Source organism: Ilyobacter polytropus DSM 2926 (assembly GCF_000165505.1).
GTDB lineage: Bacteria > Fusobacteriota > Fusobacteriia > Fusobacteriales > Fusobacteriaceae > Ilyobacter > Ilyobacter polytropus.
On the sequence record NC_014632.1, the window covers coordinates 863,036 to 887,999 of the forward strand.

General features: G+C 33.8%; 31 protein-coding genes. 18 read left to right on the forward strand and 13 right to left on the reverse strand.

Going from position 1 to position 24,964, the window contains the following annotated elements:
* The first annotated feature begins 2 nt into the window (after window positions 1-2).
* Entirely contained in the window at window positions 3-692 is a 690-nt protein-coding gene (locus tag ILYOP_RS03870; RefSeq protein WP_013387214.1) for an SIMPL domain-containing protein, read from the forward strand.
* Window positions 693-740: 48 nt separating this feature from the next.
* Here ILYOP_RS03870 and ILYOP_RS03875 read toward each other — a convergent pair whose 3' ends face one another.
* From ILYOP_RS03875 to ILYOP_RS03900, 6 genes are all read right to left on the reverse strand, one after another.
* The gene (locus ILYOP_RS03875) at window positions 741-1,247 is read right to left on the reverse strand and encodes an MgtC/SapB family protein (protein ID WP_013387215.1); all 507 of its coding nucleotides are present in this window, start codon (window positions 1,245-1,247) and stop codon (window positions 741-743) included.
* Window positions 1,248-1,320: 73 nt separating this feature from the next.
* Window positions 1,321-2,706, reverse strand: coding sequence for a dipeptidase PepV (gene pepV, locus ILYOP_RS03880; protein WP_013387216.1), 1,386 nt, complete (start codon window positions 2,704-2,706; stop codon window positions 1,321-1,323).
* 106 nt (window positions 2,707-2,812) lie between these two features.
* Complete coding sequence (locus ILYOP_RS03885; RefSeq protein ID WP_013387217.1) at window positions 2,813-3,088, reverse strand: GNAT family N-acetyltransferase; 276 nt, start codon at window positions 3,086-3,088, stop codon at window positions 2,813-2,815.
* A gap of 111 nt (window positions 3,089-3,199) precedes the next feature.
* Window positions 3,200-4,009, reverse strand: a complete 810-nt coding sequence (locus tag ILYOP_RS03890; RefSeq protein WP_013387218.1) for a MerR family transcriptional regulator — start codon at window positions 4,007-4,009, stop codon at window positions 3,200-3,202.
* A gap of 39 nt (window positions 4,010-4,048) precedes the next feature.
* On the reverse strand, window positions 4,049-4,504 hold the full coding sequence (locus tag ILYOP_RS03895; RefSeq protein ID WP_013387219.1) for a DMT family transporter: 456 nt from the start codon (window positions 4,502-4,504) through the stop codon (window positions 4,049-4,051).
* An 18-nt stretch (window positions 4,505-4,522) separates the two neighbouring features.
* Window positions 4,523-4,942, reverse strand: a complete 420-nt coding sequence (locus tag ILYOP_RS03900) for a DMT family transporter (RefSeq protein WP_013387220.1) — start codon at window positions 4,940-4,942, stop codon at window positions 4,523-4,525.
* A gap of 77 nt (window positions 4,943-5,019) precedes the next feature.
* Here ILYOP_RS03900 and ILYOP_RS03905 point away from each other — a divergent pair, with 77 nt between their 5' ends.
* The 7 genes from ILYOP_RS03905 to ILYOP_RS03935 all read left to right on the forward strand — a co-directional run bounded on the left by ILYOP_RS03905 (window position 5,020) and on the right by ILYOP_RS03935 (window position 10,801).
* A complete protein-coding gene (locus ILYOP_RS03905) occupies window positions 5,020-5,655 on the forward strand; it encodes a Crp/Fnr family transcriptional regulator (RefSeq protein WP_013387221.1) in 636 nt (211 codons plus the stop codon).
* Between the two features lie 120 nt (window positions 5,656-5,775).
* Window positions 5,776-7,080 (forward strand): 16S rRNA (cytosine(967)-C(5))-methyltransferase RsmB, encoded by a 1,305-nt coding sequence (gene rsmB, locus ILYOP_RS03910; protein WP_013387222.1) that lies wholly within the window; start codon window positions 5,776-5,778, stop codon window positions 7,078-7,080.
* Complete coding sequence (locus ILYOP_RS03915; protein WP_013387223.1) at window positions 7,080-7,715, forward strand: O-methyltransferase; 636 nt, start codon at window positions 7,080-7,082, stop codon at window positions 7,713-7,715. The genes rsmB and ILYOP_RS03915 overlap by 1 nt, the downstream gene beginning before the upstream one ends.
* 294 nt (window positions 7,716-8,009) lie before the next feature.
* Window positions 8,010-8,192 carry a membrane lipoprotein lipid attachment site-containing protein gene (locus tag ILYOP_RS03920; RefSeq protein ID WP_013387224.1) on the forward strand — a complete coding sequence of 61 codons (183 nt, stop codon included), beginning with the start codon at window positions 8,010-8,012 and terminating at the stop codon, window positions 8,190-8,192.
* A gap of 14 nt (window positions 8,193-8,206) precedes the next feature.
* The gene (locus ILYOP_RS03925) at window positions 8,207-8,419 is read left to right on the forward strand and encodes a hypothetical protein (protein WP_013387225.1); all 213 of its coding nucleotides are present in this window, start codon (window positions 8,207-8,209) and stop codon (window positions 8,417-8,419) included.
* Between the two features lie 169 nt (window positions 8,420-8,588).
* Window positions 8,589-10,142 carry an ABC-F family ATP-binding cassette domain-containing protein gene (locus tag ILYOP_RS03930; RefSeq protein WP_013387226.1) on the forward strand — a complete coding sequence of 518 codons (1,554 nt, stop codon included), beginning with the start codon at window positions 8,589-8,591 and terminating at the stop codon, window positions 10,140-10,142.
* 137 nt (window positions 10,143-10,279) lie between these two features.
* Window positions 10,280-10,801 (forward strand): lecithin retinol acyltransferase family protein, encoded by a 522-nt coding sequence (locus ILYOP_RS03935; RefSeq protein ID WP_013387227.1) that lies wholly within the window; start codon window positions 10,280-10,282, stop codon window positions 10,799-10,801.
* A 130-nt stretch (window positions 10,802-10,931) separates the two neighbouring features.
* On the opposite strand, the gene ILYOP_RS03940 is transcribed toward ILYOP_RS03935, so the two are convergent.
* Both ILYOP_RS03940 and ILYOP_RS03945 read right to left on the reverse strand, forming a co-directional pair.
* Window positions 10,932-11,150 (reverse strand): DUF2188 domain-containing protein, encoded by a 219-nt coding sequence (locus tag ILYOP_RS03940; protein WP_013387228.1) that lies wholly within the window; start codon window positions 11,148-11,150, stop codon window positions 10,932-10,934.
* Between the two features lie 156 nt (window positions 11,151-11,306).
* Entirely contained in the window at window positions 11,307-12,179 is an 873-nt protein-coding gene (locus ILYOP_RS03945) for a DMT family transporter (protein WP_013387229.1), read from the reverse strand.
* On the opposite strand from ILYOP_RS03945, the gene ILYOP_RS16235 reads away from it, so the two are divergent.
* The 4 genes from ILYOP_RS16235 (at window position 12,094) to ILYOP_RS03960 (ending at window position 14,419) form a co-directional block, all read left to right on the forward strand.
* Entirely contained in the window at window positions 12,094-12,270 is a 177-nt protein-coding gene (locus ILYOP_RS16235; RefSeq protein WP_222838882.1) for a hypothetical protein, read from the forward strand. The two genes, ILYOP_RS03945 and ILYOP_RS16235, sit on opposite strands and share 86 nt — an antisense overlap.
* A gap of 109 nt (window positions 12,271-12,379) precedes the next feature.
* The gene (locus ILYOP_RS03950; RefSeq protein WP_013387230.1) at window positions 12,380-12,952 is read left to right on the forward strand and encodes a helix-turn-helix domain-containing protein; all 573 of its coding nucleotides are present in this window, start codon (window positions 12,380-12,382) and stop codon (window positions 12,950-12,952) included.
* Between the two features lie 47 nt (window positions 12,953-12,999).
* On the forward strand, window positions 13,000-13,932 hold the full coding sequence (locus ILYOP_RS03955) for a TRM11 family SAM-dependent methyltransferase (protein WP_013387231.1): 933 nt from the start codon (window positions 13,000-13,002) through the stop codon (window positions 13,930-13,932).
* A 250-nt stretch (window positions 13,933-14,182) separates the two neighbouring features.
* Complete coding sequence (locus ILYOP_RS03960; protein ID WP_013387232.1) at window positions 14,183-14,419, forward strand: SHOCT domain-containing protein; 237 nt, start codon at window positions 14,183-14,185, stop codon at window positions 14,417-14,419.
* A gap of 174 nt (window positions 14,420-14,593) precedes the next feature.
* Here ILYOP_RS03960 and ILYOP_RS15090 read toward each other — a convergent pair whose 3' ends face one another.
* The 5 genes from ILYOP_RS15090 to ILYOP_RS03985 all read right to left on the reverse strand — a co-directional run bounded on the left by ILYOP_RS15090 (window position 14,594) and on the right by ILYOP_RS03985 (window position 18,595).
* Window positions 14,594-15,157 (reverse strand): YbjQ family protein, encoded by a 564-nt coding sequence (locus ILYOP_RS15090; protein WP_013387233.1) that lies wholly within the window; start codon window positions 15,155-15,157, stop codon window positions 14,594-14,596.
* Window positions 15,158-15,252: 95 nt separating this feature from the next.
* Complete coding sequence (gene pcp, locus ILYOP_RS03970) at window positions 15,253-15,894, reverse strand: pyroglutamyl-peptidase I (RefSeq protein WP_013387234.1); 642 nt, start codon at window positions 15,892-15,894, stop codon at window positions 15,253-15,255.
* Window positions 15,895-15,932: 38 nt separating this feature from the next.
* On the reverse strand, window positions 15,933-16,847 hold the full coding sequence (locus ILYOP_RS03975) for a DUF979 domain-containing protein (protein WP_013387235.1): 915 nt from the start codon (window positions 16,845-16,847) through the stop codon (window positions 15,933-15,935).
* On the reverse strand, window positions 16,844-17,539 hold the full coding sequence (locus ILYOP_RS03980; protein WP_013387236.1) for a DUF969 domain-containing protein: 696 nt from the start codon (window positions 17,537-17,539) through the stop codon (window positions 16,844-16,846). Before ILYOP_RS03980 ends, ILYOP_RS03975 begins: the two co-directional genes overlap by 4 nt.
* 363 nt (window positions 17,540-17,902) lie before the next feature.
* Window positions 17,903-18,595, reverse strand: a complete 693-nt coding sequence (locus ILYOP_RS03985) for a Crp/Fnr family transcriptional regulator (RefSeq protein WP_013387237.1) — start codon at window positions 18,593-18,595, stop codon at window positions 17,903-17,905.
* Between the two features lie 290 nt (window positions 18,596-18,885).
* On the opposite strand from ILYOP_RS03985, the gene ILYOP_RS03990 reads away from it, so the two are divergent.
* The 6 genes from ILYOP_RS03990 to ILYOP_RS04015 all read left to right on the forward strand — a co-directional run bounded on the left by ILYOP_RS03990 (window position 18,886) and on the right by ILYOP_RS04015 (window position 24,585).
* Window positions 18,886-19,206, forward strand: a complete 321-nt coding sequence (locus tag ILYOP_RS03990) for an ArsR/SmtB family transcription factor (RefSeq protein WP_013387238.1) — start codon at window positions 18,886-18,888, stop codon at window positions 19,204-19,206.
* Between the two features lie 102 nt (window positions 19,207-19,308).
* Complete coding sequence (gene arsB / locus ILYOP_RS03995) at window positions 19,309-20,364, forward strand: ACR3 family arsenite efflux transporter (RefSeq protein WP_013387239.1); 1,056 nt, start codon at window positions 19,309-19,311, stop codon at window positions 20,362-20,364.
* Window positions 20,365-20,387: 23 nt separating this feature from the next.
* Window positions 20,388-22,019, forward strand: coding sequence for an FAD-dependent oxidoreductase (locus ILYOP_RS04000; protein ID WP_013387240.1), 1,632 nt, complete (start codon window positions 20,388-20,390; stop codon window positions 22,017-22,019).
* 120 nt (window positions 22,020-22,139) lie between these two features.
* Complete coding sequence (locus tag ILYOP_RS04005) at window positions 22,140-22,775, forward strand: DUF1847 domain-containing protein (RefSeq protein WP_013387241.1); 636 nt, start codon at window positions 22,140-22,142, stop codon at window positions 22,773-22,775.
* 92 nt (window positions 22,776-22,867) lie between these two features.
* Complete coding sequence (locus ILYOP_RS04010; protein WP_013387242.1) at window positions 22,868-23,296, forward strand: C-GCAxxG-C-C family protein; 429 nt, start codon at window positions 22,868-22,870, stop codon at window positions 23,294-23,296.
* 197 nt (window positions 23,297-23,493) lie between these two features.
* On the forward strand, window positions 23,494-24,585 hold the full coding sequence (locus ILYOP_RS04015; RefSeq protein ID WP_013387243.1) for a tetratricopeptide repeat protein: 1,092 nt from the start codon (window positions 23,494-23,496) through the stop codon (window positions 24,583-24,585).
* Window positions 24,586-24,964: the final 379 nt, after the last annotated feature.

Consider the following 24,964-nt stretch of genomic DNA (forward strand, 5'->3'; position numbering starts at 1 on the left):
ATATGAAGAAAATAGTAGTTCTGATGATGTTCTGTTTATTTGTGTTAAGCTATGGTGAAACACCTATAACCAGAACCATAAATGTCCAGGGTAATTCACAAGTATCTGCAGTACCAGATACTGTGACAATAACTGCCATGGCAGAAACAAGAGACATAGAGCTTTCAAAGGCTGCAAATGAAAATAATAAAATAATAAGAAATGCCAGAGAATTTTTGCTGAGAGAGGGAATAAGAAAGGATGAAATTTATACTTCCAGATACACTGTATCTCAGCAAATAGAAAGATTGTCAAAAAATGTTCCTGGAGTAAGAAAGTATTTTGTTAAAAACCAGATTGTTATAACTTCAAAAAAAATAGATAAGATAGGAGAGATAATAACAGCTCTTGAAAAGGCAAAAATAAACAACGTTCAGGGTCTGAGTTATTCCTCTTCTAAAAGCAAAAAATATGAAAAAGAGGCTATGGTTCTAGCTTATAAAGATGCAAAGGAAAAGGCTGAAGCAATAGCAGCCCTAGAAAACTATTCCATTATTCCTATGTCGATCAACTCAAGTGTTTATTTCCCTAGAAATACAAATTATATGGTTCAGGCAGATAGTTTTTCAAAAGCTGCCCCTGCCCCTATATACACTCCCAAAACCATTGATATAACTGGAAATATAAATGTTACTTTCCAACTAAAAAAATAAAGGGCTTTCACCCTTTATTTTTTTACCTATTATCTTTTTAATGTCAATTTAATCGTCTAAAAAGGGTTCATAGTTTGCATTTCTTTTGCTTATATAATTTACTTCGGCTTTTTTCAAGATAAATATCATAAAGAAAACTATAACAGTGACCACGAATCCTAAAAAGTAAAACCCCATACCAAATGCTATTCCGATAGCTGCGACTACCCATATTATAGCTGCTGTGGTTATACCCTTTATACTTCCTTTTTCGTGTATAATGGCTCCTGCACCTAAAAATCCTACTCCTGATATAATCTGAGCCGTCATTCTAGCAAGGTCACTTTTAAATACAAGGGCATTATTGGGGTCTGAGGCGATAAGCTCTAAAGAATCCCTAATAATAAGTACCTGTATTACCGATATTGTAGCAGCTCCGACGCACACTAGCATATTAGTCACAAATCCAGCTGCTTTTCCTCTTCTTTCCCGTTCCCATCCAATGATTCCTCCTGCTAAAAGTGCACTGCAGACTCTCAAAACAATCTCCCACTCATCTATCATATATCTTTCCATAAATATCTCCTTATATAGCAAAGTATTGTCAAAATAAAAACCGTCCCGGACAAACCCTGACGGTTTTTAAATATTATTTTGCAAGTTTATATATGGCTTCAGTGTATATTTTGAGCCAAGTATCTATTTTACTTATCTCAAGATATTCATCTTTTTGATGCATATTGTCCTCTTGATCGTGTAAGAGAGAACCAAATGCTACGCAGTTTTTAATAGCTCTGGCGTAGGTACCTCCCCCTATAGCGATAGGCTCGGCTTCTAAGTCACCAGTCACATCCTTATAGACATCCATAAGTGTTTTTACAAGGAAGTGATCTCTAGGAATGTATAGAGGGTCCTTACCTCCAACTACTTCCATTTCCATCCCAAATTCTGAAGCATTTTTTTCTAGCCCATCGAGCACTGAATCTTTTTCTATAGTCACAGGATATCTTATATCAAATGAGATTTCCAGGCTGTTTTTTTCTAGAGAGATCATACCTATGTTGAGGGTAAGTTCGCCAGAATCTTTATCTTCAAAGTTTACATCCATAGATGCGCCGTTAGTCTCCATCTTTATCTTTTCAGAGAAAAATTTTGCTATCTCTTCTAAAGGTCCACCTTTATATCCTGATTCAGAGATGCATTTCATCAGTGCGGAGATAGCATTATATCCCTTATCAGGTCGAGAAGCATGGGCAGATTTACCATTTGATGTAAAAATAATATTTCCTGATTTTTTTTCCACTTCTAGTTTATAATCTTTATCTTTATTGAAAGAATCAATATAATCTAAAATTATTTTTCCAGAGTCCTCTGAAATCTCTAAAAATGCTTTTTCAGAAACAGAATTAAAGGCATTTCCACCTTTTATTTTGATGTTCTCTGAATCTTCATAGTTTTTCTTTAAAACTACCTGCATAATTCCCTTCTCAGCAAAGGTAACAGGGAAAGTAGAGTCAGGTGTAAAAGAAAGTTCTGGATGAGGCATATTAAGTTTTCCAAAATAATGATCCATGCATCCCCAACCTGATTCTTCATTGGCACCTAGAATCATTCTTATTTTTTTATCTGTTTTAAGTCCAGAATCTTTTATGGCTTTCATTGCATAAAGGCATGTTATCATAGGACCCTTGTCATCAAGAACTCCACGTCCGAATATTTTGCCATCTCCGATTTCTCCTGCATAGGGAGGATGGCTCCATCCTTCACCTTCTGGAACCACATCTACATGGCCTAATATACCTATTGTCTCTTCACCAGAACCAAAGTCTATATGACCTGCATAATTATCAAAGTTTTTTACTTCAAAGCCCATACTTTCTCCCAACTGAAGAAAATATTTAAGTGCCTCTGCAGGTCCCTTTCCGAAAGGTTTACCAGGAAGCGGAGCCTCCTCTACACTTTTTATTCTAACAGCTTCTTGTATTGATTTTATTACATCTTCTTTGTAACTTATAGCTTTTTCCTGTAAGTTCATCCAAGTATCCTCCCAAAATTATTTTATAGATAAAATTATAACATATATCAGACTTGGTTGCGAAGGTTTCAGTCTTTTATCTAAAATAAATAAAATGACTTATTTTTTAGAATAGAACATCTGCATATTCTTCATATCTTCTGAAAAAAGTAACTGCAAAGCTGCAAACCGGTATTATCTTGTAGCTGTTTTCTCTTGCGTATTTTACACACTCGATTGCAAGTTCTTTTGCCAATCCTTCACCTCTGTGATCTGGCTCGACATATGTATGGTTTATAGCTATTTTTCCCTCTCCGCCGTAGACATAAGTAAGCTCAGCTATTCTTAGTCCCTTTTGCTCAATATAAAATATTTTCTCACTTTCATTGTGTAATATCTCCATATTAAACACCTCCATTATAAATTATTTTATAATTTTCTATGTTTCCTTTCTTTTTTTTGATTAAATAAAAAAAACTTCTACGAAATTATAGAAGGTTTAAGAAATATGCTCTTAGATCCTCTTTACTTTAACCTGAACTTGGTATATACTTCCTGCTATATTTAAAAATGGTAAAAGCAGAGGTACGATGATGGTATTACCAGAAGCTACATAACCGTTTTTACTACACCATTCATCTATAATACCTGAATTTTCCCCTTCCAAAAAAAATCCATTTCTGTAAAAGCAAAGGTACTCTCCCTTATCAAACTTGTAATTTTGGACTCCATCATCAGACTTATCGACTTTACTAAATATACCAATGGAAATTTCCTCTTCTTTTCCCTCTGAACATTTCTTTACTGCAGCCACATCTCCTACCACCAAAACATCTTTTTTAAGAATTTTTTTTTCAAGATTTAAAACAACAGGGGGCAGATCTTCCAATTTTTTACTTTTTATATTGGAATAGATGAGATATCTAAGAGGCATCTCTTTGAGTTTGAATTCTATTTCGTCTTTGAGGTCTACTATCTCTTCTAAGCAGTTTAGTTTATCTGCCAATATTTTTTTTGCAGTTTGTATTTCTGCAAATTTTTTTTCAATTATTTTTTCCTCTCTTTTGAGATTTTTTAAATAGTCTTTTATATTTGTGTTTAGGTATTTTTCCTTGATCTCTCCTAATGTTACTCCTATGGCCTGTAAAGACTTTATCATTGCCAGTGACTTGATCTGTTGAATAGAGTAATATCTGTATTTTGTATCAGGGTCTGTATAGGCAGGTTGAAGTAGTCCCATTTTGTCATAATGTATAAGCATTTTTCTAGATGTTTTACCTAGCCTTCCAAATTCACTTATTTTTAAAAAGTTATTAGAATCCATATTTACCAACTTCCTTTAACTGAGGTTTACCATTATATTTTACCTGATTATTTCTTCTTTTGAAAATCTTTTTTCAACATAGTCATAAGCTATTATATACAGTATTCCTGTAAAGATAAATGATATACCTACCAATTTAGATATTGGAAAATTATATCCATATATAGAATCCAAAATAAGACTGGCTATGATCTGTCCTAAAAAAGTAAAAATAGTGCTGTAAATAAGAGGCAATTTTGGTATCAAAAAATTTGCCAAAAGTGTTATAATGATAACTAAAAGACCACCTGAAAAAAATACAAAAGGTATATCAGAAATATTTGAAAAATTATAAAAATCAAATTTATACGCCCTGTATATAAAAAGAACCACAAAGGCTACGAAAAAATTTATAAAAGTTGCATTTATTAGACCTATTTTTTTTGACAGTGAAGAGTTACATACTAGTTGAATGTTAATAACAACTCCAGTTAAAAAAGCGACTAAAAAGAACATATGAATTTACCTCCGTTATTATACGTTTATAATGATTATTCCTATAAAAATGAGCATAAGTCCCATGGTTTTCTTTAGAGGAAACTTATGTGATGATCTTCCGAATAAACCAAAATGATCAATGGTTAGGGAAGAAGTTAGCTGGCCGATTATTAAAAATAGTACTGTGAGAGAAACACCAATTTTTTTCATTGTGACGCTTTCAAGTAATATAATAAAAATACTGAGAATTCCACCAGTATATAAATATAATTCAGCTGGGAATTTTTCAATTTTACTTTTAGTAAAAATCTTCACAACTAATATAGATAAAAAAGCAAGAGTGTGTACAATAAAAACAGCTTCTGAATCTCCGACAAACTTTGATAAAATTCCATTTGAAAATATTAAAAGGCTTATCAGTCCCCCGGTAATTATGTTTCCAATATGATAATTCACTTTCATCACCTCAATAGAAATATATCAGAGACATAAAAAATATGACCGGACATATGACCGTAATCCAAAGGAGAATTATGGAAAACAGCAGAGAAATAGAAAAATTTATAAAAAAATATAAGCTGGATAAATACTTAGAAGGCTATAACTACAGAGATATTGAGATTAAAGTACTTGAAAAGGGTTCATATCTAATGATGTCAGGTATGGATAAGAGAAAGCTTTATCTTTTTGTAGATGGACTTTTAAAAGTAACTTTGTTATCTAGTGACGGTGATGAGATGCTTCTTGAACTAACTAAACCCTTTGATATTTTAGGGGATGTAGAGTTTCTTTTAGAGGAAGATGTCCATTATAACATCCAGATAAAAGAAAGAAGTACCTTTCTTGAGCTTGATTTTGACAAGGCGGTAAAAAACCTGAAGTTTTATCAACTAATGGCAAAAACTCTGGCTAAAAAACTTCGAAATACTTCTAAAAAATATTCTGCAAAAAAACTTTGCAACAGTGAGGTACTTGTGGCAAAGTTTATCCTTGAAAATAGAGAATATTTTTTAAGTACAATAAAGTACGGGGATATTTCAAAATTACTAGGACTTTCTGAACGGCAACTGAGAAGAATTCTGAAAAAATTTGAAGATGAAAAGCTCATAAAGAGAAATGGGAGAAAAATAGAGATCCTAAACAAAAATGGAATAAAAAGATTAACATAATAATGCATTCTTTACTTATATCTGCATTTCATATATAATAAAATGAATGTTTTAAAATATAATAAAAGTATATCTATAGGAGAATAAAACTCCTAATATTTGATGAAGAGGTGTAATAATTTGAATGTAAAAAAGAGAATCATAAAACTTTTGGGAGAATTTGAAGATGGAAAATATTCTAATATCCTTTTAAATGAATATTTCAGAGAAAACAATCTAAGCCGTGGGGAAAAGGCATTCATCACAGAGGTTTTTTACGGAGTTATAAGAAATATAATATTTTTAGACTATCAGATAGATAAGAGAGCTACTAAAAAAGTTCACAGAAGATGGCTGAGAAATCTTCTGAGAATCTCCTACTACCAGGCTTATTTTATGAGAAGTGACGATGCAGGAGTGGCATGGGAAGCCACAGAGCTTGCAAAACAAAAATTGGGAGTATATGTGGGAAGATTTGCCAATGGTATCGTCAGATCTTTTATGAGAGAGATGGACCAAGAGGCTGAAAACTTAAAATCCCAAGGAAAGATGGACATTTTATATTCATGTCCAAAATGGTTTTATGAGAAAATAGAAAAAGAGTATGGAGAAGAAACAGAAAAACTTCTGAAATCCTATAAAAAGATACCATATCTAAGTGTAAGGGTCAATAAACTGAAATATAACGAGGATGAATTTGAAGCTCTTCTTGAAAAAATGGGAATCAATATAATGAAACAGATAGATTCTGTGTATTACTTAGATTCTGGGGCACTTATTGATTCTAAAGAGTTCAAAGAGGGTAAAATAACAGTCCAGGATGGATCCTCATATCTGGCTGCTAAAATGCTAGGTGCCAGACCAGGAGACATAGTTCTTGATACATGCAGTGCACCTGGATCAAAGGCTGTAGTTCTGGCTGAACTAATGGAAAACAAGGGAGAGATAACAGCTCTTGACATACATCAGCATAAGATAAAACTTCTAGATGCCAACGCCAAAAATCTAGGGGCCAAAATAATAACAGGTGTAAAACTTGATGCAAGAAAAGTAAAAGAACAGGGAAAAAAGTTTGACAAGATACTGGTAGACGCACCATGCAGCGGTTATGGGGTACTACGTAAAAAACCAGAGGCCCTTTATAATAAAGATATGACAAATGTAGAGGAGCTTGCCAAACTCCAGTATGAGATACTTGAGTCGGCATCTAAATCTCTTAAAGAGGATGGAGAGCTGGTATACAGTACCTGTACTATTTTCAATGAGGAAAATACAGACAATGTCCAGCGTTTCCTGCAAAACAACCCTGAGTTTGAGGTTGTAGAGCTTGAGTTTCCTGATGGAGTAGAAGGTCATAAGGATATTTTAGGGGGACTTGTAATAGATTACAAAGAGGAGTTTCTAGACAGTTTTTACATCATAAAGTTTAGAAAGAGGATAGGATAATGTTAGAGGAATTAAGAGAAGCAAACAGTTATATAACTTCGAAAATAAAAGAAACAGATTCGGTTATTCTTGAAATGGAAAAATTTGCACAAGAGCAAAATGTTCCCATTGTCACCAAAGAGGTGGCAGAATACCTGAAGTTTATGGTGAAAATGAATAAAAGTAAAAATATCCTAGAGATAGGGACAGCCATAGGTTATTCTGGGACTATAATGGCAAAAGCAGTAGAAGAGTATGGTGGGCATCTTACCACCATAGAGATTGATGAGGAGAGGTTTAACCAAGCCAAGGAAAATTTTGCCAAGGCCAAAGTAGATAATGTGACCCTCATTCTAGGAGACGGACTAGAAGAGATAAAAAAACTTCAAGGTGAATTTGATTTTATATTCATCGATGCAGCCAAGGGGAAGTATAAGGAGTTTTTTGAGGATTCATACAAACTTTTGTCTAAGGACGGGATTATTTTTATAGATAATATTATGTTTAGGGGCTATCTCTACAAAGAATACCCCAAAAGATTCAAAACTATAGTGAGAAAATTAAACGAGTTTATAGATTATCTTTATGAAAACTATCCAGGATTTACCCTACTTCCTTTTGGAGACGGAATAGGTCTATTACAAGGGAAAAAATAAGTTGTTTTAATCGAGACTAACAATTTTTTTGAAATTAAAGTATTTTCATCTGCATGGATTTATCATAGTACTTTGAATGGCAATAAGTGTATAAGAAGCTTTACTTTAAGCTGTGAATTTAAAACTTCTGAAAATTGTAGACTAAGCGGGAGATCAGTATTGATCCCCTTTTTTCTTTATGACAAGAAAAATTATTTTACCTTTTGTTATTGATGTTTTTTAAACTTTTTATCACATAGAAAACACAAAATTTTAGTATAATTTATTGCTAAGAATACATTGTCGGAGGAATATATGAAAAAAATTATTTTAGCTTTTTTTACTGTTTTGGTGATGAGCGGATGTAGTTCTATAAGTGCTGAAGGAAGATACGGCAGTATTTCACTAAAAAATCAATCTTATTTTAATACTAAAAAATCAACTGGAAATGCTTATGGACATAATAATCCGAATAATCCTCACTATAAAAAATATTAAACAAGGAGAAATTTATGAAAAAACTATTAATAATGCTGAGTATTCTATTGTTCACAGCCTGTATGAATAAACAAGTTGAAATGGGTGACCCTAATTTGGAACTAAAAAATGGAAAATTATATTATAAAGAGAAGCTTTTTACAGGAACTCTTACTCAAAAGATACCTTTGACCGATAAAAATATTGTTGAGATTCCCTATAAGAAAGGACTTATTACAACTGAGTAAGTCTATCTCTATTCTGTTTTCTTTAATTGATATTTATAAAAAGAGTGGACTTTTACGAACTAAAAATACTCTTTTTTAAGTGCTGGGGGCTTGATTTTTTTATAAAAGAAAGTCAGTTGAAGAGAATTTATTGTTATACAAAAATTTTATATACAGGAGTTAAATTTTTATGAGTATTTTAAACGTTAGTAATGTAAGCCACGGCTTTGGGTCTAGAGTAATTTTGGAAGATGCATCTTTCCGTCTGCTAAAAGGTGAACATGTGGGACTGGTAGGTGCCAATGGAGAGGGAAAGTCGACTTTCCTAAATATCATAACAGGTAAGCTCATGCCTGACGAAGGGGATGTGAGCTGGTGCAACCATATAACAACTGGGTATCTAGACCAGTACAGCACTCTCGAAAAGGGGAAAAGTATAAGGGATATTTTAAAATCAGCTTTTTCCGCTATGTTTGAACTGGAAAAAGAGACAATGGAACTCTACGAAAAGATGGCAGATTGTACACCTGAAGAGATGGATGCTATCCTTGAAGAAGTAGGAGAGATACAGAGTATTTTAGAGAGTTCAGATTTTTATAACTTGGATTCTAAAATAGAAGAATATGCTGCAGGTCTTGGACTAATGGAGATTGGGTTGGATAGAGACGTGTCTGAACTGTCTGGTGGTCAGAGAGCAAAGATTTTACTTGCAAAGGTACTTCTTGAAAATCCTATGATTCTTATACTAGATGAGCCTACTAACTTTTTGGATGAAAACCACATTGTCTGGCTGAAAAATTTCCTAAAAAATTATGAAAATGCCTTTATTCTGGTATCTCACGACATTCCTTTTCTAAATGAGGTTACCAATGTTATATACCACATTGAAAAAGCTGTCCTCACAAGATATACAGGAGACTACTATCAGTTTAGGGATATGTATGAACTAAAGAAGCGTCAGATAGAGATGGCCTATAAAAAGCAGCAGAAAGAGATAGCCAATTTAGAGGATTTTATTGCCAGAAATAAGGCCCGTGTTGCCACGACAAATATGGCAAAGGACAGACAGAAAAAACTAGACCGTATGGAGATTATAGAGATAGCCAGGGAGAAACCAAAACCGATCTTTGGATTTAAAACTGCTCGTACTCCCTCTAGAGAGATTATAGAGGTAAAGGATCTGGTTATAGGTTATGATGAGCCGCTGACAAGGGCTCTTAATTTCTCTATAGAGCGTAACCAGAAGATCGCCATAAGAGGTGTCAATGGACTGGGGAAATCCACCTTACTGAATACTATTTTGGGAAAAATACAGCCTATCTGCGGAGAGGTAGAGCATGGACAGTTTCTGGAAATAGGTTATTTTAAGCAAGAGGAGAAAAGCAGCAACACTCCGGCCTTAAATGAATTTTGGGATGAATTTCCAAGCTTTACAAATGCTGAAGCCAGGGCTGCCTTGGCTAGATGTGGACTTACAAATGATCATATTACCAGTCAGATGAGAGTCTTATCTGGTGGAGAAAATGCAAAAGTAAGATTGGCCAAGATAATGAACAGAGAAATTAACTTTTTAGTTTTAGATGAGCCTACAAATCACTTGGACATAGATGCCAAGGAGGAATTGAAGCGGGCTATTAAAGAATTCCAGGGGACGGTAGTTATGGTTAGCCATGAGCCTGATTTCTACATGGATATAGCCACGGAAATCTGGGATGTAGAAAATTGGACCACAAAGGTGGTATAGGGGCTAGGGGAAATTCCCTAGCTCTTTTATAACAAAAAAGAAACTATGTAAAATTACGATAAAAATGTTAATATATATGAATTCGGCTGTAAATCACTAAAAAAATGTAAGAGAAATTATAAAAAGTGAGGTAAATAATGAAAATCAAAGCAGGAGATATAATAAAAGTCTCCAGAAAAAACAAGAAAAACTACCAGTATGGTTTATACATAGGACAGGAAGAGGTCATCTATTACTTAGAAACCCTTGAAATAAAGGGAAGGGTAACTAAAACTAGCCTAGAAGATTTCAGAAAGAAAAACGGGATCATTGAAGTTGTAGATTTTCCAGCGACTAGAGAAGGAAGAAGCACAGTAGTAAAATCAGAGGAATTCATGAAAAAGAAAAATCTGATATCTGAGGGAACATGGCCTGAGTGGTTTATTTCACAGTTTGATGAGTATGTATTGAGCACAATATGGGATACAATACAGAGAGCCAAAAGCAGATTAGACAAAATGGAAGAACCGGTATTTAACAATGGAGAACATTTTGTATGGTGGTGTAAGGTGGAGTTAAAGAGGAAAGAAAAAAAAGAGGGTAAATTAGACGAGTTTTTTAATCCTTCAACGCCACTGGCAAGATTTCCTCTGTCTAAAAAACCATTACCAGTTAAATAGTATTTTTCAATCAACTAAAATCCACGAAAATTTAAAATTTAGCTCTGTCTATACCAAAACTGGTGAGATATAACCTAATTATATTAAAAAATCAGGGGGTCATCTCCCTGATTTTTTAACGTACATAGCGTTAATTTTTATGTGGTTCGGTATGGCTATAGCAATTTCCTGCTCTTATTTTACCATCTTTACCATGTATTTTAGTATTTGATTTTTGATGTCTTGCTATTTCTTCGGCGATCTCTATGGCTTCTTTTTGAGTTAAGGTAATTTTAGTTACTCTCTCGTTGCCTTCGCCTCTTACAGCCCACTTACCATTGTGTGGGACAACATGTTGATTTTTACCCATTTCATATCCCTCCTTGAACTAAAAGTGATAGCTTTATTTTTTCCAACTTCACAGTAGATTCGGCATAGGAGTATATAGATATTCTTCCTGTCTATAATATATTTTACACCTAGTTCTGGTATATTCCTCTTTAATACAGCGTTTTAATAATATTTTTTATTTCTGGTTTTTAGTTGAAAGACTGTGGAAAACCATTCCACCGGCGACAAATATTATTCCTGTAAGGGATACTGGAGTTGGAAATACACCTCCTATAATAAAAAGTTCACCCATAAGAGAAAAAATAAGCTCTCCAGATTGTGTGGCCTCAACAACTGCCATCTTTTGGCTGTCGCCTTTTGTAAGGTCTGTAGCCTTAAAAAATAGTATTGTTGCTATGACCCCTGAGCTAATGGCCACAATGAGAGATTGGATTATCTGTGGTTTGCTAGGTGCCCCTATACTGGAAAATCCAAAGGCTGAAAGGATAATCCAAAAAGGAAGGCTAGCTACTGTCATTCCCAAAACTCTCTGGTAGGTATTTATCTCTCCCTTGCAGACTTCCATCATCTTCCTGTTGCCAAAAGGATAGGCAAAAGCCGCTATTATCACTGGAAAAACACCTCTTACTATCTCTTTTTTGCTTATAACAGACATCTGATCAGTCTGCATAATAAATACACCGATTAATATAAAAAGAGATATACTGAGACTTTTCACAGGAATTTTTCCTCTGATTTTTTTGATACTGTCACCATCTGTTTTCTCTATATAAAACAGTGGGGAGAGCAAAGCCCCGGCAATAATAGTAGTCTGCCACGTGCTGGCTATAAGCCATGATGGCCCCGATCTGGCAGCAAAGCAGAGGGGAGCGTAAAATATTCCAAATCCAATTGTGCTCCATTTTATCCACGTGACTATATTTGACTTCATATGCTCTATAAGAGGCTTGAGATCTCCCCTTATGAAAACAATAATATATAAAAATGGCACCATGAAAAAAAACCTCAGAGATGAACTCCAAACCCAGCTCCCTCCAGTTAGCTCCATAGATCTATTTAATATAAAAGAGGCTGAAAAAACAGAGATGCCAGGCCTCCTAAAAAAACCGATTTCATATATAGATACCTCCTTGAAATAAAAATCTAACTTACCAAAACATATTTATGTATGTTATAGCATATTTTTAAAGATTATAGCATACAAATGTATTTTATGATATAATTATTTGGATTAAAAGGGGTGAAAAAATGAAAGAATTAAGTGAAGTTATAGGAAAAAATCTAAAAGAGATAAGAAAAAAACAGAATCTCAGCCTAGACGAAACCTCTAGACTCACAGGAGTAAGTAAGCCTATGCTAGGACAGATAGAAAGAGGCCAATCAAATCCCACTGTGTCCACTCTCTGGAAAATAGCTACGGGATTAAAAGTTCCATTTTCAGAGTTTATGAAAAAGTCGACAGCGGACTATGAAATTGTTTCCTTAAAAAATATAGATCCCGTTTTGGAATGCGGAGAAGATATGAAAATTTACACCATGTTTCCCTTTAATAATGAGGAAAATTTTGAGATTTTATATATTAAACTAGAATCGGGGGCTGTACACAAATCTCAAAAACACAGGGATGAAGTAAAGGAATATGTCTTTGTAATTGACGGGGTTCTCCATATGAAAATAGGGTCAGAGAATCTGACTATAAAAAAAGGAGAGGCTCTAAAATTCAAGGCAAATATAGATCATGAATACTCTAATCTGAATAAGGAAGAGTGTTTTTTTCAAAATATAATAGTATATCAGAACACACACCAAAATCAGGTCTGATAGACTAAAGTTTTATGGTCGGCTGTATAGGGAGGAAAACAAGAGAGATGAATGATTCAAAAAAATATCTATATGTTATAAATTATCCGGCATACGAAGAGGAACTTTGCATGCTAGAGATGAGGGCCTTGTTTGACAGAGAGCCAGAGGACAAGGTTCTTATTTCTCAAATAAAATTTAATCCTTCCAATAGTATTTTTATTAAAAAAAGACTGGAGATAATCTACGAAAAAGAGACCCTACAGGAAATTTTGGATTATTTGGAAAAAGATGAGATGCATCTAAAAGATTTTAAATGTGAATACCTAAGACTCCAAAAGGGGAATATAAGCTACGAAGAGAGAATCAAGAGTACGAGAGAGGTAGGTCTTAGAATAATCGGGAACTCAACTATGATAGAACCTGAAACTATTCTCGGAGTAACCAAGTATAATGATAAATGGTTTCTAGGGATAAATGAAAATAATGACTGCAAGTGGCATCTCCATGAAACGAAGCCATGCTCCTACTCAAACTCTTTGAGTGTACGGACGGCAAGAGTATTGGTAAATATAGCATCAAAAGGTGATTCGAAGAAAAAAATAATAGATCCCTGCTGTGGGGTAGCAACTACACTGGTAGAAGGTCTTTCCATGGGGTATGATATTTTTGGCTATGAAATAAACCCGAAAATAGTAAAAAATGCAAAAATAAACCTTAAACACTTTGACCTGGAAACTAAAATCATGAAAAAAGATATGCATGAGATAAAAGAAAATTATGATGCCTCTATAATAGATATTCCCTATGGCCTATTCAGCCATACCACTGAAAAGGATCAGCAGGATATAATAAATACAGCCAGAAGAATTTCTAAGAGAATGGTTATGGTGTCCTTTGAAATTTTAGATGAAATGGTTTTGAACGCAGGCTTTGAGATAATAGACAGATGCACCGTCACCAAGGGAACCTTTAAAAGGTATATCCTAGTGTGCCAGTAATTCTTATAAAATTGGGATTAAATAGGTAGCATACCTTGTAGGCATACTACCTATTTTTTAATGCAAAAATTAAAATAAATAATTGCTGGATAAAATTAATATAGTTATAAATATTGATATATTAATAAGATCATAAATGCATACTAAAAGGATAAGGGTGGAATAAAAAAGTTGACAAATAATAGTAAAAAGGTTATGCTGAAATATAGGGTATAGGGGTATATTAATACTTTAAATATGGAGGTGTAAGATGCGTCAGTTGTGTTTTGAATACTTTAATAGAGGCGGAATGTTTAGATGGATGGGAGGTGGACTTATGATGCTTTTTCCGATACTACTTATTGTACTGATTTTTTATTTTTTCAATAAGAATGACAAGAACAACAATATAGAAAATGTCACTCCCTTAGATATACTGAAGAAAAGATATGCAAGAGGAGAGATAACTAAGCAAGAGTTTGAAGATATGAAAAAAGATATACAGTAAAATTAAGCTTTTGAAAAATATAGCCGAATATACAGAAAGGACAGTAGCAGTCTGACCTAGTTTATTTGTAACAAGAGACATGAGAGTATAGAGGTTTTTTAATATTATGAAGACTACAGAAGCGGCCTGTTAAGATGGCCGCTTCTGTAATTTAAAAAAGATGGATTGTTTAATCTATTGAGTGTTTTTAAGTTTTACTGCCGTACCATAGGCAAAAAGTTCTGCAGCACTTCCCACAACACTTGTTGTCATATAGCGGATGTTTATGACAGCATCGGCTCCTATTTCCTCAGCCTGTGCAAGCATCCTTTCTGCAGCTATTTCCCGTGCTTTTCCCATCATATCAGTGTATTCAGTCAATTCTCCTCCAAGGATGAGTTTTATTATAGCAGAAAGGTCTTTACCTAACCAGATGGCAAATACTGTATGTCCCTGAACTAATCCTAAAATTTCAGATACTTCAGAACCAGGGAGTACAACTGAGTTTGACATTAGAATTTTAGTTTTATGTTCATATGAGCCATTTGCCTTTTCCGGAGCTTTATATTTTTTCTGACCTAATCCCACTGTGACAAGGACTATGAAAATTCCTCCCAACAGAGAAAAAACAGCTGTCCTCAACCATAAGGGGACAACGGGGTCTTCAGCAGTTATTACAGCCCATGGAATACCGGCAAATATAGAGGTGAAAAGTCCCAAAATAAAAAATATAGAACCGATATATCGAATTGTTTTCATAATATCCTCCTCCTCTTATATAATTTACTATGAGACATAAAAAACTCCTGTACAGAGTGCACAGAAGTTTTTATGGTTAATTCTCAAAATTTTTTTTAAAATTCACGTCCTCCGGATATTTCAAGATCCTTTTCATTTTTTCCGATTGCAGAAATAGCAGCTTCAAGGCCCTGTGAAATAATATCTAGTCCCATAGAGGGAAGATTTTTTTTACCTATAACCTGTTGCGGGATATATGGCACATGGATAAAGCCACCTTTTTTCGCCACATTGGATTTTTCTATGTGATAAAGGAGACCGTACATGATGTGGTTGCAGACGAAGGTTCCGGCAGTATTGGATACAGATGCAGGAATCCCAGTAGATTTGATAGCCTCTGTCATTGCCTTGATAGGAAGGTTGCTAAAATAAGCACTGTCACCATCAGGATAGACTTTTTCATCGATGGGTTGATTTCCTTCGTTATCCTTGATCCTTGCATCGTCCAAATTAATGGCTATTCTTTCCATGGAAATCTCATATCTTCCCCCAGCTTGTCCGACACAGATAACTGCATCAGGTTTATGCTTTTCTATTCCAGACATTAAAACATCGATGGATTTCTTAAAAACTGTGGGGATTTCCAGTTTAATAACCTCTATACTCTCTATAGTATCAGGTAAGAGTTTTATTGCTTCCCAGGCGGGATTTATTTTCTCTCCTCCAAAAGGATCAAAACCTGTAATTAATACTCTCAATAATCTCAGCTCCTTAAATTTTTATAATTTTAAATTTACTAGAATGCCCACAGGTACATAACAACAATATGAAGAAAAAGTAGTGCTAGTCCAACTGGGGCCTGAGCTGCGATTACACCATTTTTATTTTTCATTTCCATGATAGCTGCAGGAACTATATTAAAATTTGCCGCCATTGGAGTAAGAAGGGTACCACAATAACCTGCTGTAAGACCTAATACCCCTGCAATTGCAGGATTTGCACCGTGTGAAAAAACAAAGGGGATTCCGATTCCAGCTGTAATTACGGCAAAGGCCGCAAAGGCGTTACCCATTATCATTGTGAAAAGAGCCATGGCAAGGCAGTATACTGTCACACCTGCCAAAATATTATTTTCTGGAATAATTCCACTCATGATTTCAGAAATAACTGTTCCTACACCAGCAAGTGCGAAGAGAGCCCCCAACGATGCCAAAAGTTGTGGAAGTATTGTGGTAGATCCTATCTGTTGCAGCATTCTAGAGCTTTCATATCCTATATATTTTGGATTTTCTTTTGTTACAACAAGAGTAAAAATCAAGGAAATAATAGAACCTAAGCCTAAGCCTACTAATCCTCCTAAATCTGTAAACTGTGCAACAGCAAAGGCAATAAGTCCAATTGAGGTAGCCGGGAAAAATATTGAGTCACCAATTTTATGACTTCTTTCTTCTCTGTACTCTTCAGAGGATAATTCCTGGGAACCACACCCGACTTTATTAAAGGCTGTGAGTCCTCCCATTACGAAAATAAGTATGCCCACAATATGGGAAGGAATGTTTTTACCGGCCATGAAAATAACACCAAATATTATCCAAAAGATACCTGTTCCTATTTTAGTTTTGTGTTTTTTATCGGTAAGTGCATATGCACCCGTTGCAATGGCAACTAGTCCTGTGAGAAGATACATTATTTCTAGAATCATATTTTTCATTCTTTTACCTCCTTTTCCAACTGAGTATCTACATGAGCTTTTGAAAGGGTCATATCAGTCCAGTAATTTTGAACAAAGGATAATATAACAGAGATAAATGCCATAGGAATGGCAGCCTTAGAAACAGAGTAAGGTTCCACGATTATTCCGAGTTCCTGAAGTGTACCAACAATTAGAAGAACTCCACCAGATGCTACAAAAACATTTTGCCCGAAAAAGTTACCGTAGTTTTCCACAGCACAGGCCACACCTTTTAGTTTGTCATTTTCTTTTTCTGAAAGATTTCTACTCAACTTGTTTTCAGAGGCACTCTGTGCCATAGGATGAATAAGAGGTCTGATAAATTGCACATGCCCCCCTAGTCTGACAGATAAGGCAGCAGCAAGAGTCCTTATAAGCATGTAAAAAGATAAGATTCTTCCGCTGGTGAGGCTATTCATTCCCTTGATAAAATGAGCCCCTCTTTCTTTTAGTCCATTTCTTTCAAGTATCCCTATAACTGGTAAAGTTAATAGAAAAAGAGTCATATATCTAGTTTTCACAAAAGCCTCTCCTAAAGTAGAAAGTATTGTCATGAAATCTACGCCAGATACAAGACAAGTTGTGACACCTGCAACTAATACAACAGCAATGGTGTCAAGTCTAAATGTGAAACCCAATACAATGATAAGAATTCCAATAAGCTTGATCATAAATATTTCCCCCTTTTAATAAATTTATTATACCCTCGGATCTTTATCATATATTATTTTTGATTATATTTTTGTAAGCTATTTTACATTAGAAAGATATATTTAAATTATAGTCTTAATACAACACTATAGTTGCTTTTTTGGCATTAAGTGTTTACTAACAGAAAGTGAAATAAAACTAATTCTGTCAGAAAGAAATTAATTGACAGAATTTACTTTTTTTTATCAAAAAATTAAAACAGACAACTTTTTGAGGAGCTCTTCTTGAACCCCAAAATCAGTTGCCTGTTTAAAATATATCTATTTAAATTTTGTATTTCTAGGAAATAAAAGAGAAGGATTTAAACACAAAATTATAAATGACTATCTGTTTTTCCTGATACTTTCTCTGTATTCTGCCAAATTTTCTACAGATTTTACAATTATAAGTTTTCTTTTTATGATTATCAGCCCTTTTTCTTCTAGTTTTTTTAGGATATTCGTTATACCTATCCTAGAAACATTAATACCCTTTCCTATATCTTCATGGGTGTAGCCTTCTATTTTTATATTTACAGTTGAATTTGGTTCCCTTATTTTGCATATTCTTAAAAGAAATTCAGTAAGTTTTTCCTCGCTGGAATAGAATTTATTAAACCCTGATTGTATAAGAGAAAGGTTGTACTTTCGACTCATACTGTGCATAAAATAGTTGTAATATTCAGGCTTGTCTTTGAGGATATTATTTATTTTGCATTTTTCTATTTTCCAGAGAGTACTATCTTCTAAAAAATGTAGGGTATAATTCTGACTGACTTCTGAGAAAATTTCAAATTCTCCTAAAATTTCTCCTGGATATAATCTATAAATCATCTGCTCTTCTCCGCCTATGTCACAGATGGAAATATTAACTGCTCCAGTTTTGACAACATAGAGATAGTCTTCAATATCTCTGGATATTATAGATCCCTTTGGATATTTTTCAACTTTTCCACATGGACCTAGGATTTCCAAAAAAAATTGTCTCATATTGTTTTGTTTATTTAAATCAAATAATTCTGTATATTTTGTATTCATTTTTTTCTCCTGATTTTAGAAAGTTATTTTAATATTACTACAAAGGCTATTACAAATCAATGCTTTATGTGGTACAAGCAGAATAAAAGAATTGGGTCTTTTCCAAATCATCTGTAAATAATAATTATAAAAACTATATTTACTATAATTTCAGGTACTTATAGTAAATGTTTGTAGACCTGTTTTTTAGTCTTAGCTGTAATATAAAAATTTTTTTATAAAAAGTACTTGCTTTATATGATATTTTGGTATAATATGATTTCATAATCATATATAAAAGGGGTTATGTTATGGAGATAATGGATATATTAAAATTAATTTCTGACAACAACAGAATGAGAATACTAAATATATTATATAAAAAGGACAAAATTTGTGTATGTGTTTTAGAAGATATATTAGGATTAAATCAATCTAATCTTTCAAGACATCTCAATAAATTAAAAAAGGCAGGAATAATTGTAGGGGAAAAAAGATCCCAGTGGGTTGATTATGAGATATCTGAAAAATTTCTTCAGGAAAATCAATTTGTAAGAGAAATCTTAGAGACAAGGCTGACTGGAGAAATATTTTTAAGGGATTTAGAAAATCTAAAATGTTCAACATGTTAATATGTGTGTAATTAGACATGGACTTATAAATACTGTGTCTAAATTATAATAAAATTTTTTAACATTATATATGATTATTTAATCATATTGAGGAGGAGAAAGATGAAAAAGGAAACTGGAATTAATTTTTTTGAAAAATATCTTACAGTTTGGGTGATACTCTGTATGATAGTTGGGGTGTTAATAGGTAAATATCTACCTCAAATACCAGCGTCTTTGGGGAAATTGGAATATGCAAATATATCTATGCCAATAGCAGTGCTTATATGGCTTATTATCTATCCTATGATGCTTAAGATTGACTTTAAGAGTATCGTAAATGCCACTAAAAATTTAAAAGGGTTAGCCATAACGACTAGCATAAACTGGTTGATAAAACCCTTTACAATGTATGCTTTGGCAGTGTTTTTTTTAAAGGGTATATTCAGCGGGCTTATTTCTGCAGAACTTGCCGATGAGTATGTTACAGGTGCAGTTCTACTAGGAGCAGCACCGTGTACAGCCATGGTATTTGTATGGAGCAAGCTAACTAAAGGGGATACAGCTTATACCCTAGTACAGGTAGCTGTAAACGATCTTATTCTGTTAGTTGCTTTTGTTCCGATAGTGGGACTGCTTTTAGGAGTTTCAAATGTTACAGTACCTTATGCAACTTTGTTTTTGTCAGTGGTTCTATTTGTGGTAACACCTCTCATTGCGGCGTGGATTACGAGAAAATCTGTAGTTGCCAATAAGGGCTTGGATTATCTGGAAAATACATTTATTAAAAAGTTTGATAAGAGTACCATGGTGGGCTTGCTGTTGACACTTGTTATTATATTTTCTTTTCAGGGAGATAAGTTACTTACTAACCCTATGGATATAGCACTTATTGCGGTTCCTCTTACTATACAGACATTCTTAATATTTGTTTTGGCCTATGTTTGGGCAAAAAAGTGGGATATGCCCCATGAAGTTGCGTCTCCAGGAGCCATGATTGGTGCAAGTAACTTCTTTGAATTAGCAGTTGCAGTTGCAATATCTCTGTTTGGTATCAATTCAGGTGTAACTTTAGCAACTGTAGTGGGGCTTTTGGTAGAAGTTCCAGTTATGTTAATTTTAGTAAAAATATCAAATTCAACAAGAAAACATTTTGAGACCAAGGCATCGATTGCATAAAAGATTATTTCGGGGAGGATGTAATGAAGATAGTAATAATTGGGTCTGTAGCAGCTGGAACATCAGTGGCGGCAAAAGCTAGAAGAAATAACGAAGAATGTGAGATAACCATATATGAAAAGGACAGCGATATAAGTTATTCAGGTTGCGGGCTTCCGTATTATATAGGGGATAGTGAAATAGAAAGAGATGTTCTGACACCTAGAACAGATAAATGGTTTGAAAAAAGATTTAATATGGATCTAAAAATAGGACACGAAGTATTATCTATAAATAAAGACAATAAAACCCTTGTTGTAAAGAACCTTAATACAGGAGAGGAATTTGAAGATAATTATGACAAGCTGGTAATAGCTACTGGTGCTTCACCTATAAAACCCCCTATAGCCGGTATAGATGGAAAGAATGTATTCTTTTTGAGAAATGTTAAATCTGCAGATAATATAATAGAATATATAGCATCTAATTCTCCTAAAAAAGCTGTCATTATAGGGGCCGGATATATAGGTTTAGAACTTTTGGAAAACTTGGAAAATCTCGGTATAGAGGTCACTGTAGTAGAAAGAGAAGATAGAGCTATGTCTAAGATGGACAAAGATATGGCAGTATATTTAGAGGACTACCTGACCAAAAAAGGAGTAAACCTTATTTTGGGAGAGGAAGTCACTAAAATAAACGAAAAATCTGTAGAGACAGCAACAGGGAAAAAAATAGATGCTGATTTTGCAGTAGTATGCACAGGGGTTAGACCAAATTCTAAACTAGCCAGTGGTATAGGGGTAGAGGTATATCCAAATGGTGCAGTAAAAGTAAATCATAAGTTAGAAACAAATATAGACGATGTATACGCCGTAGGTGATGTGGCTATGGCATGGTCAATAATAAACGGAGAACCAATGTATGTACCACTTGGATCTACTGCAAATAAGATGGGAAGAATTTGTGGAGATGTAATCACAGGGGGACACCTTAGGTTTAAAGGGATTCTCGGAACAGGTATATTTAAAGTATTTGACATGGCAGTGGCATCTACAGGTATGACAGAGGAACAGGCATTAGAAAGAGGTTATGATGTTGAAGTCATTCATAATATAAAACCCAATCAGACTGCATATTTTGAAACAAGTAGAGAGATGGTAATAAAAGCTGTTGCCGATCGAAAAAGCGGGAAACTACTAGGAGTACAAATACTAGGAGAAAACGGAGTAGATAAAAGAATGGATGTATTTGTGGCACTTATGAGTACCGGAGCCACTGTAGATGAGTTTTTCCATCTTGATTTAGCATATGCGCCTCCATTTTCTACTACAAAAGATCCTGTAATGTATACTGGAATGATATTAGAAAATGCTATCTACGGGAAAAATAAGATCTTATCAGTAAAAGAACTTATGGAAAATAGAGAATGTTATACTGTTATCGACGTAAGGGCTAGCAAACAATATGACGCCGCTCATATTCCAGGGGCAATTAATATTCCTCTTGGAGATTTGAGATCAGAGGCTCTAAAACTTGATAAAAATAAGAAATATGTTGTTCATTGCAATAAAGGAGTGACAGGAAATGCCGCTCAAAATGTAATGTTAAACCTTGGTTTTGATTGTTATAACCTTTCAGGTGGATACAAAAATTATTCTGTACAAACAAAGAACTAGCTGCCATTGGCAGCTAGTTCTTTGCATTTAATCAAAAATGTCTAGTTGCCAATTATTAAATATCAATGTATGATATTTATGGAAGAGAAAATATGTCTTATAAAGGGAGTGAAATAATTCATGTATACCTGCGGAATTTGTAAAGTCCATGCATGCAGGACAGGGGACAGAGAGAAGATGCCGAAAAACTGTCCTTGTCTAGAAAAAGATCAGGATGTTATTGATAAAAGTAAAGAACTGTATAAAAATGAAGAAAATGCCAAGATAGCTTACCAGTCTGCCTTGATTGAGTCATGGGGATACTGTCAGAAGACCAGAATAGAGGAGACCATGGAATTTGCCAAGAGGTGTGGCTACAAGAGTATAGGGGTTGCATTTTGTGTAGGGCTCCACAGAGAAATGAGACTTTTACATAATATTCTTACAGCCAACGGATTTGACGTAAACTCAGTGGTATGTAAAAGTGGAAGTATTCCAAAAGAAGAGTTAAACATAAAAGAAGAGCAAAAAGTCCGTCCATGCACTTATGAACCCATGTGTAATCCCATTGGTCAGGCATTATATCTAAATAAGGCAAAAACTGATTTTAACATTCTTCTTGGACTGTGTGTGGGACATGATTCACTGGTTATAAAACATCTAGATGCTCCTGTGACTGTACTGGCTGCAAAAGACAGGGTACTTGGACACAATCCACTGGCAGCGATTTATCTGTCAGAGGGTTACTATGGCAAAAAACTTTATCCAGAGAAATAATTTATTAAGTTTGGGCCTTTTTTAGTCGAGATCAGACGTCGGTTCTGAGAGAGTATAGTAAAATAAATTGAGAAATAAAAAGGAGTGAAAAAATGACAAGAACAGAAAAAGCTGTTGGAAACTTTGGAGATTATAATTGTTGTCAGGCAACAATAAGTGCTTTTGCAGAGGAATTGGATTTGGACATGAAAACTGCCTTGAAAATTTCATCAGGATTTGGTGGAGGACTTTCTAAAGCAGAGGTATGCGGGGCTGTAAGTGGAATTTGCATGGCCCTCGGTCTTAAATATGGATCTGCAGATGCTGGAGATTTGGAGACAAAGAAAGAGGTAAAAGAATTAGTAAAAACATTCATGGATAAGTTTATTGAGAAAAATGGGGCCTGCACATGTAAGGGTTTGTTGGGATATGACAAATCAACAGAGGAAGGAGCTAAAGTTGTGGAAGAAAAAGAACTTACACAAAAGCTCTGTCCAGGGTTTATAGAGGATGCTATAAAAATAGCAGAGGATATGATTTAGGTTGTATTTCCAATTAAGTGTAGATTATATTTTTAGCCGTTTATGGGGTTCCAAATGGAACCCCTTTTAAAATTCACGAATTTAAAGATTTTCAACTACTTTACATTGAATTTCATAATAAGAATTTAAAAAATAAAGTTTAGGAAGGATTTTAGTAAAAGAAAAGGTAAATGAAAAGAAAAAGGAGGAATAAAAAAATGAAAATTGGATTGGTAATTTTATTATTTTTATTTTTTATAGGATGTTCCCAAATTGATAGTTATAATAAAACAAGTGAAAATCACAGCGAATATATGATAAAGTCAGATCCAAATGAACAATTTGAGTATTATAATAGAGGATTAATAAAATATTTTTCAGGAGATATTATCGGTTCGAGAAAAGATTATGACAAAACAATACAGTTGGATCCAGAATTTAAATACGCATATGACAATAGAGGTATATCTAAAGGGGATTTGGGAGATTTCGAGGGAGCTGTAGAAGATTTTGACAAGGCGATAGAATTGGATCCCAAATTTATATATGCATACAGTAATAGAGGTTTCACAAAAACGAAATTAGGGGACTTAGAAGGTGCTATAGCGGACTATGATAAAGCAATAAAATTGAATCCAAAATTTAAACTAGCATATTTTAATAGAGGAAATGCAAAGTATTTCTCTGATGATTACAAAGGTGCAATAAATGATTACAGTAAAGTGATAAATATAGATCCAAAATCTCAAGTTGCATATAACAATAGAGGACTAGCAAAATGGGAGTTGGGAGAATATAAAAGTTCTATAGAGGATTATAATAAGGCCATAAGATTAGATCCAAAATACAAACTTTCGTATAATAATAGAGGTTTTACAAAAGCCCAATTAAAAGATTATAAAGGTGCGATAAATGATTATAATAAAACAATAGAATTGGATCCTGATTTTGTACTAGCATATAGTAATAGAGGGATGGCAAAACTAAAACTACAAGACTATAATGGTGCGATGGAAGATTATAATAAAGTAATAGAGTCAGATCCAGACTATGAAGTTGCCTATTATAGAAGGGGATTAGTAAAAACCAAATTAAGAGATTATCACGGGGCACTAGAAGATTATAATAAAGTAATAAAATTAGATCCGAATTTTAAACAGGCATATTATAATAGAGGAATAATAAAAACTAAACTAGGAGATTTTGACGGAGCACTGGAGGATTTTGGTAAAACAATAAAATTGGACCCAAATGATAAAGATGCAAAGGAAATGCATAAAAAATTTCAGCTTACTGTAAGTGAAAAATAAAAATTATCATTGATTTTTAGGGTGATATAATAGTTTTTATGCTTTTTAAAATTATATGATTGCGTAAAGTTTGGAAATAAAAAAGGAAAAGATTTATTAAATAAAGAGTAGGATAGTATAGAGGTCTTGTTAAGGCCTCTATTTTTTTATTGGAATAAGTGATCAACTTTTCTATTTATTTTATTTAAATTAGAAAAATAGCAATTATATTACTTTGCTGCTTGAGAGATAAAACTTAAAAAGATTCAATGTGATTCTATATAAAGACCAGGTATATACATAGGTAAAAAAATAATAAAAAGGAAATTAAGTGTTTTATTTTGGTTCGTTTTGATTTTGTGGTATATATTTTATTATGATTCAAGGTTAAGTAGTATTT

Coding starts and splice junctions, on each gene's coding strand:
- ILYOP_RS03905 (WP_013387221.1), top strand. CDS start 5,020: ATGGAAAACAGCAGAGAAATAGAAAAATTTATAAAAAAATATAAGCTG.
- ILYOP_RS03915 (WP_013387223.1), top strand. CDS start 7,080: ATGTTAGAGGAATTAAGAGAAGCAAACAGTTATATAACTTCGAAAATA.
- ILYOP_RS03975 (WP_013387235.1), bottom strand. CDS start 16,847: ATGAAAAATATGATTCTAGAAATAATGTATCTTCTCACAGGACTAGTT.
- ILYOP_RS03875 (WP_013387215.1), bottom strand. CDS start 1,247: ATGGAAAGATATATGATAGATGAGTGGGAGATTGTTTTGAGAGTCTGC.
- ILYOP_RS03890 (WP_013387218.1), bottom strand. CDS start 4,009: ATGGATTCTAATAACTTTTTAAAAATAAGTGAATTTGGAAGGCTAGGT.
- ILYOP_RS03925 (WP_013387225.1), top strand. CDS start 8,207: ATGAAAAAACTATTAATAATGCTGAGTATTCTATTGTTCACAGCCTGT.
- ILYOP_RS03980 (WP_013387236.1), bottom strand. CDS start 17,539: ATGATCAAGCTTATTGGAATTCTTATCATTGTATTGGGTTTCACATTT.
- ILYOP_RS03930 (WP_013387226.1), top strand. CDS start 8,589: ATGAGTATTTTAAACGTTAGTAATGTAAGCCACGGCTTTGGGTCTAGA.
- ILYOP_RS03985 (WP_013387237.1), bottom strand. CDS start 18,595: ATGAATACAAAATATACAGAATTATTTGATTTAAATAAACAAAACAAT.
- ILYOP_RS03950 (WP_013387230.1), top strand. CDS start 12,380: ATGAAAGAATTAAGTGAAGTTATAGGAAAAAATCTAAAAGAGATAAGA.
- ILYOP_RS16235 (WP_222838882.1), top strand. CDS start 12,094: ATGAAAACAATAATATATAAAAATGGCACCATGAAAAAAAACCTCAGA.
- ILYOP_RS03990 (WP_013387238.1), top strand. CDS start 18,886: ATGGAGATAATGGATATATTAAAATTAATTTCTGACAACAACAGAATG.
- ILYOP_RS03885 (WP_013387217.1), bottom strand. CDS start 3,088: ATGGAGATATTACACAATGAAAGTGAGAAAATATTTTATATTGAGCAA.
- ILYOP_RS03955 (WP_013387231.1), top strand. CDS start 13,000: ATGAATGATTCAAAAAAATATCTATATGTTATAAATTATCCGGCATAC.
- ILYOP_RS03870 (WP_013387214.1), top strand. CDS start 3: ATGAAGAAAATAGTAGTTCTGATGATGTTCTGTTTATTTGTGTTAAGC.
- ILYOP_RS03945 (WP_013387229.1), bottom strand. CDS start 12,179: ATGGAGCTAACTGGAGGGAGCTGGGTTTGGAGTTCATCTCTGAGGTTT.
- ILYOP_RS03920 (WP_013387224.1), top strand. CDS start 8,010: ATGAAAAAAATTATTTTAGCTTTTTTTACTGTTTTGGTGATGAGCGGA.
- ILYOP_RS03895 (WP_013387219.1), bottom strand. CDS start 4,504: ATGTTCTTTTTAGTCGCTTTTTTAACTGGAGTTGTTATTAACATTCAA.
- ILYOP_RS04000 (WP_013387240.1), top strand. CDS start 20,388: ATGAAGATAGTAATAATTGGGTCTGTAGCAGCTGGAACATCAGTGGCG.
- ILYOP_RS15090 (WP_013387233.1), bottom strand. CDS start 15,157: ATGAAAACAATTCGATATATCGGTTCTATATTTTTTATTTTGGGACTT.
- ILYOP_RS03960 (WP_013387232.1), top strand. CDS start 14,183: ATGCGTCAGTTGTGTTTTGAATACTTTAATAGAGGCGGAATGTTTAGA.
- ILYOP_RS03940 (WP_013387228.1), bottom strand. CDS start 11,150: ATGGGTAAAAATCAACATGTTGTCCCACACAATGGTAAGTGGGCTGTA.
- pepV (WP_013387216.1), bottom strand. CDS start 2,706: ATGAACTTACAGGAAAAAGCTATAAGTTACAAAGAAGATGTAATAAAA.
- ILYOP_RS04010 (WP_013387242.1), top strand. CDS start 22,868: ATGACAAGAACAGAAAAAGCTGTTGGAAACTTTGGAGATTATAATTGT.
- ILYOP_RS04015 (WP_013387243.1), top strand. CDS start 23,494: ATGAAAATTGGATTGGTAATTTTATTATTTTTATTTTTTATAGGATGT.
- arsB (WP_013387239.1), top strand. CDS start 19,309: ATGAAAAAGGAAACTGGAATTAATTTTTTTGAAAAATATCTTACAGTT.
- ILYOP_RS04005 (WP_013387241.1), top strand. CDS start 22,140: ATGTATACCTGCGGAATTTGTAAAGTCCATGCATGCAGGACAGGGGAC.
- ILYOP_RS03935 (WP_013387227.1), top strand. CDS start 10,280: ATGAAAATCAAAGCAGGAGATATAATAAAAGTCTCCAGAAAAAACAAG.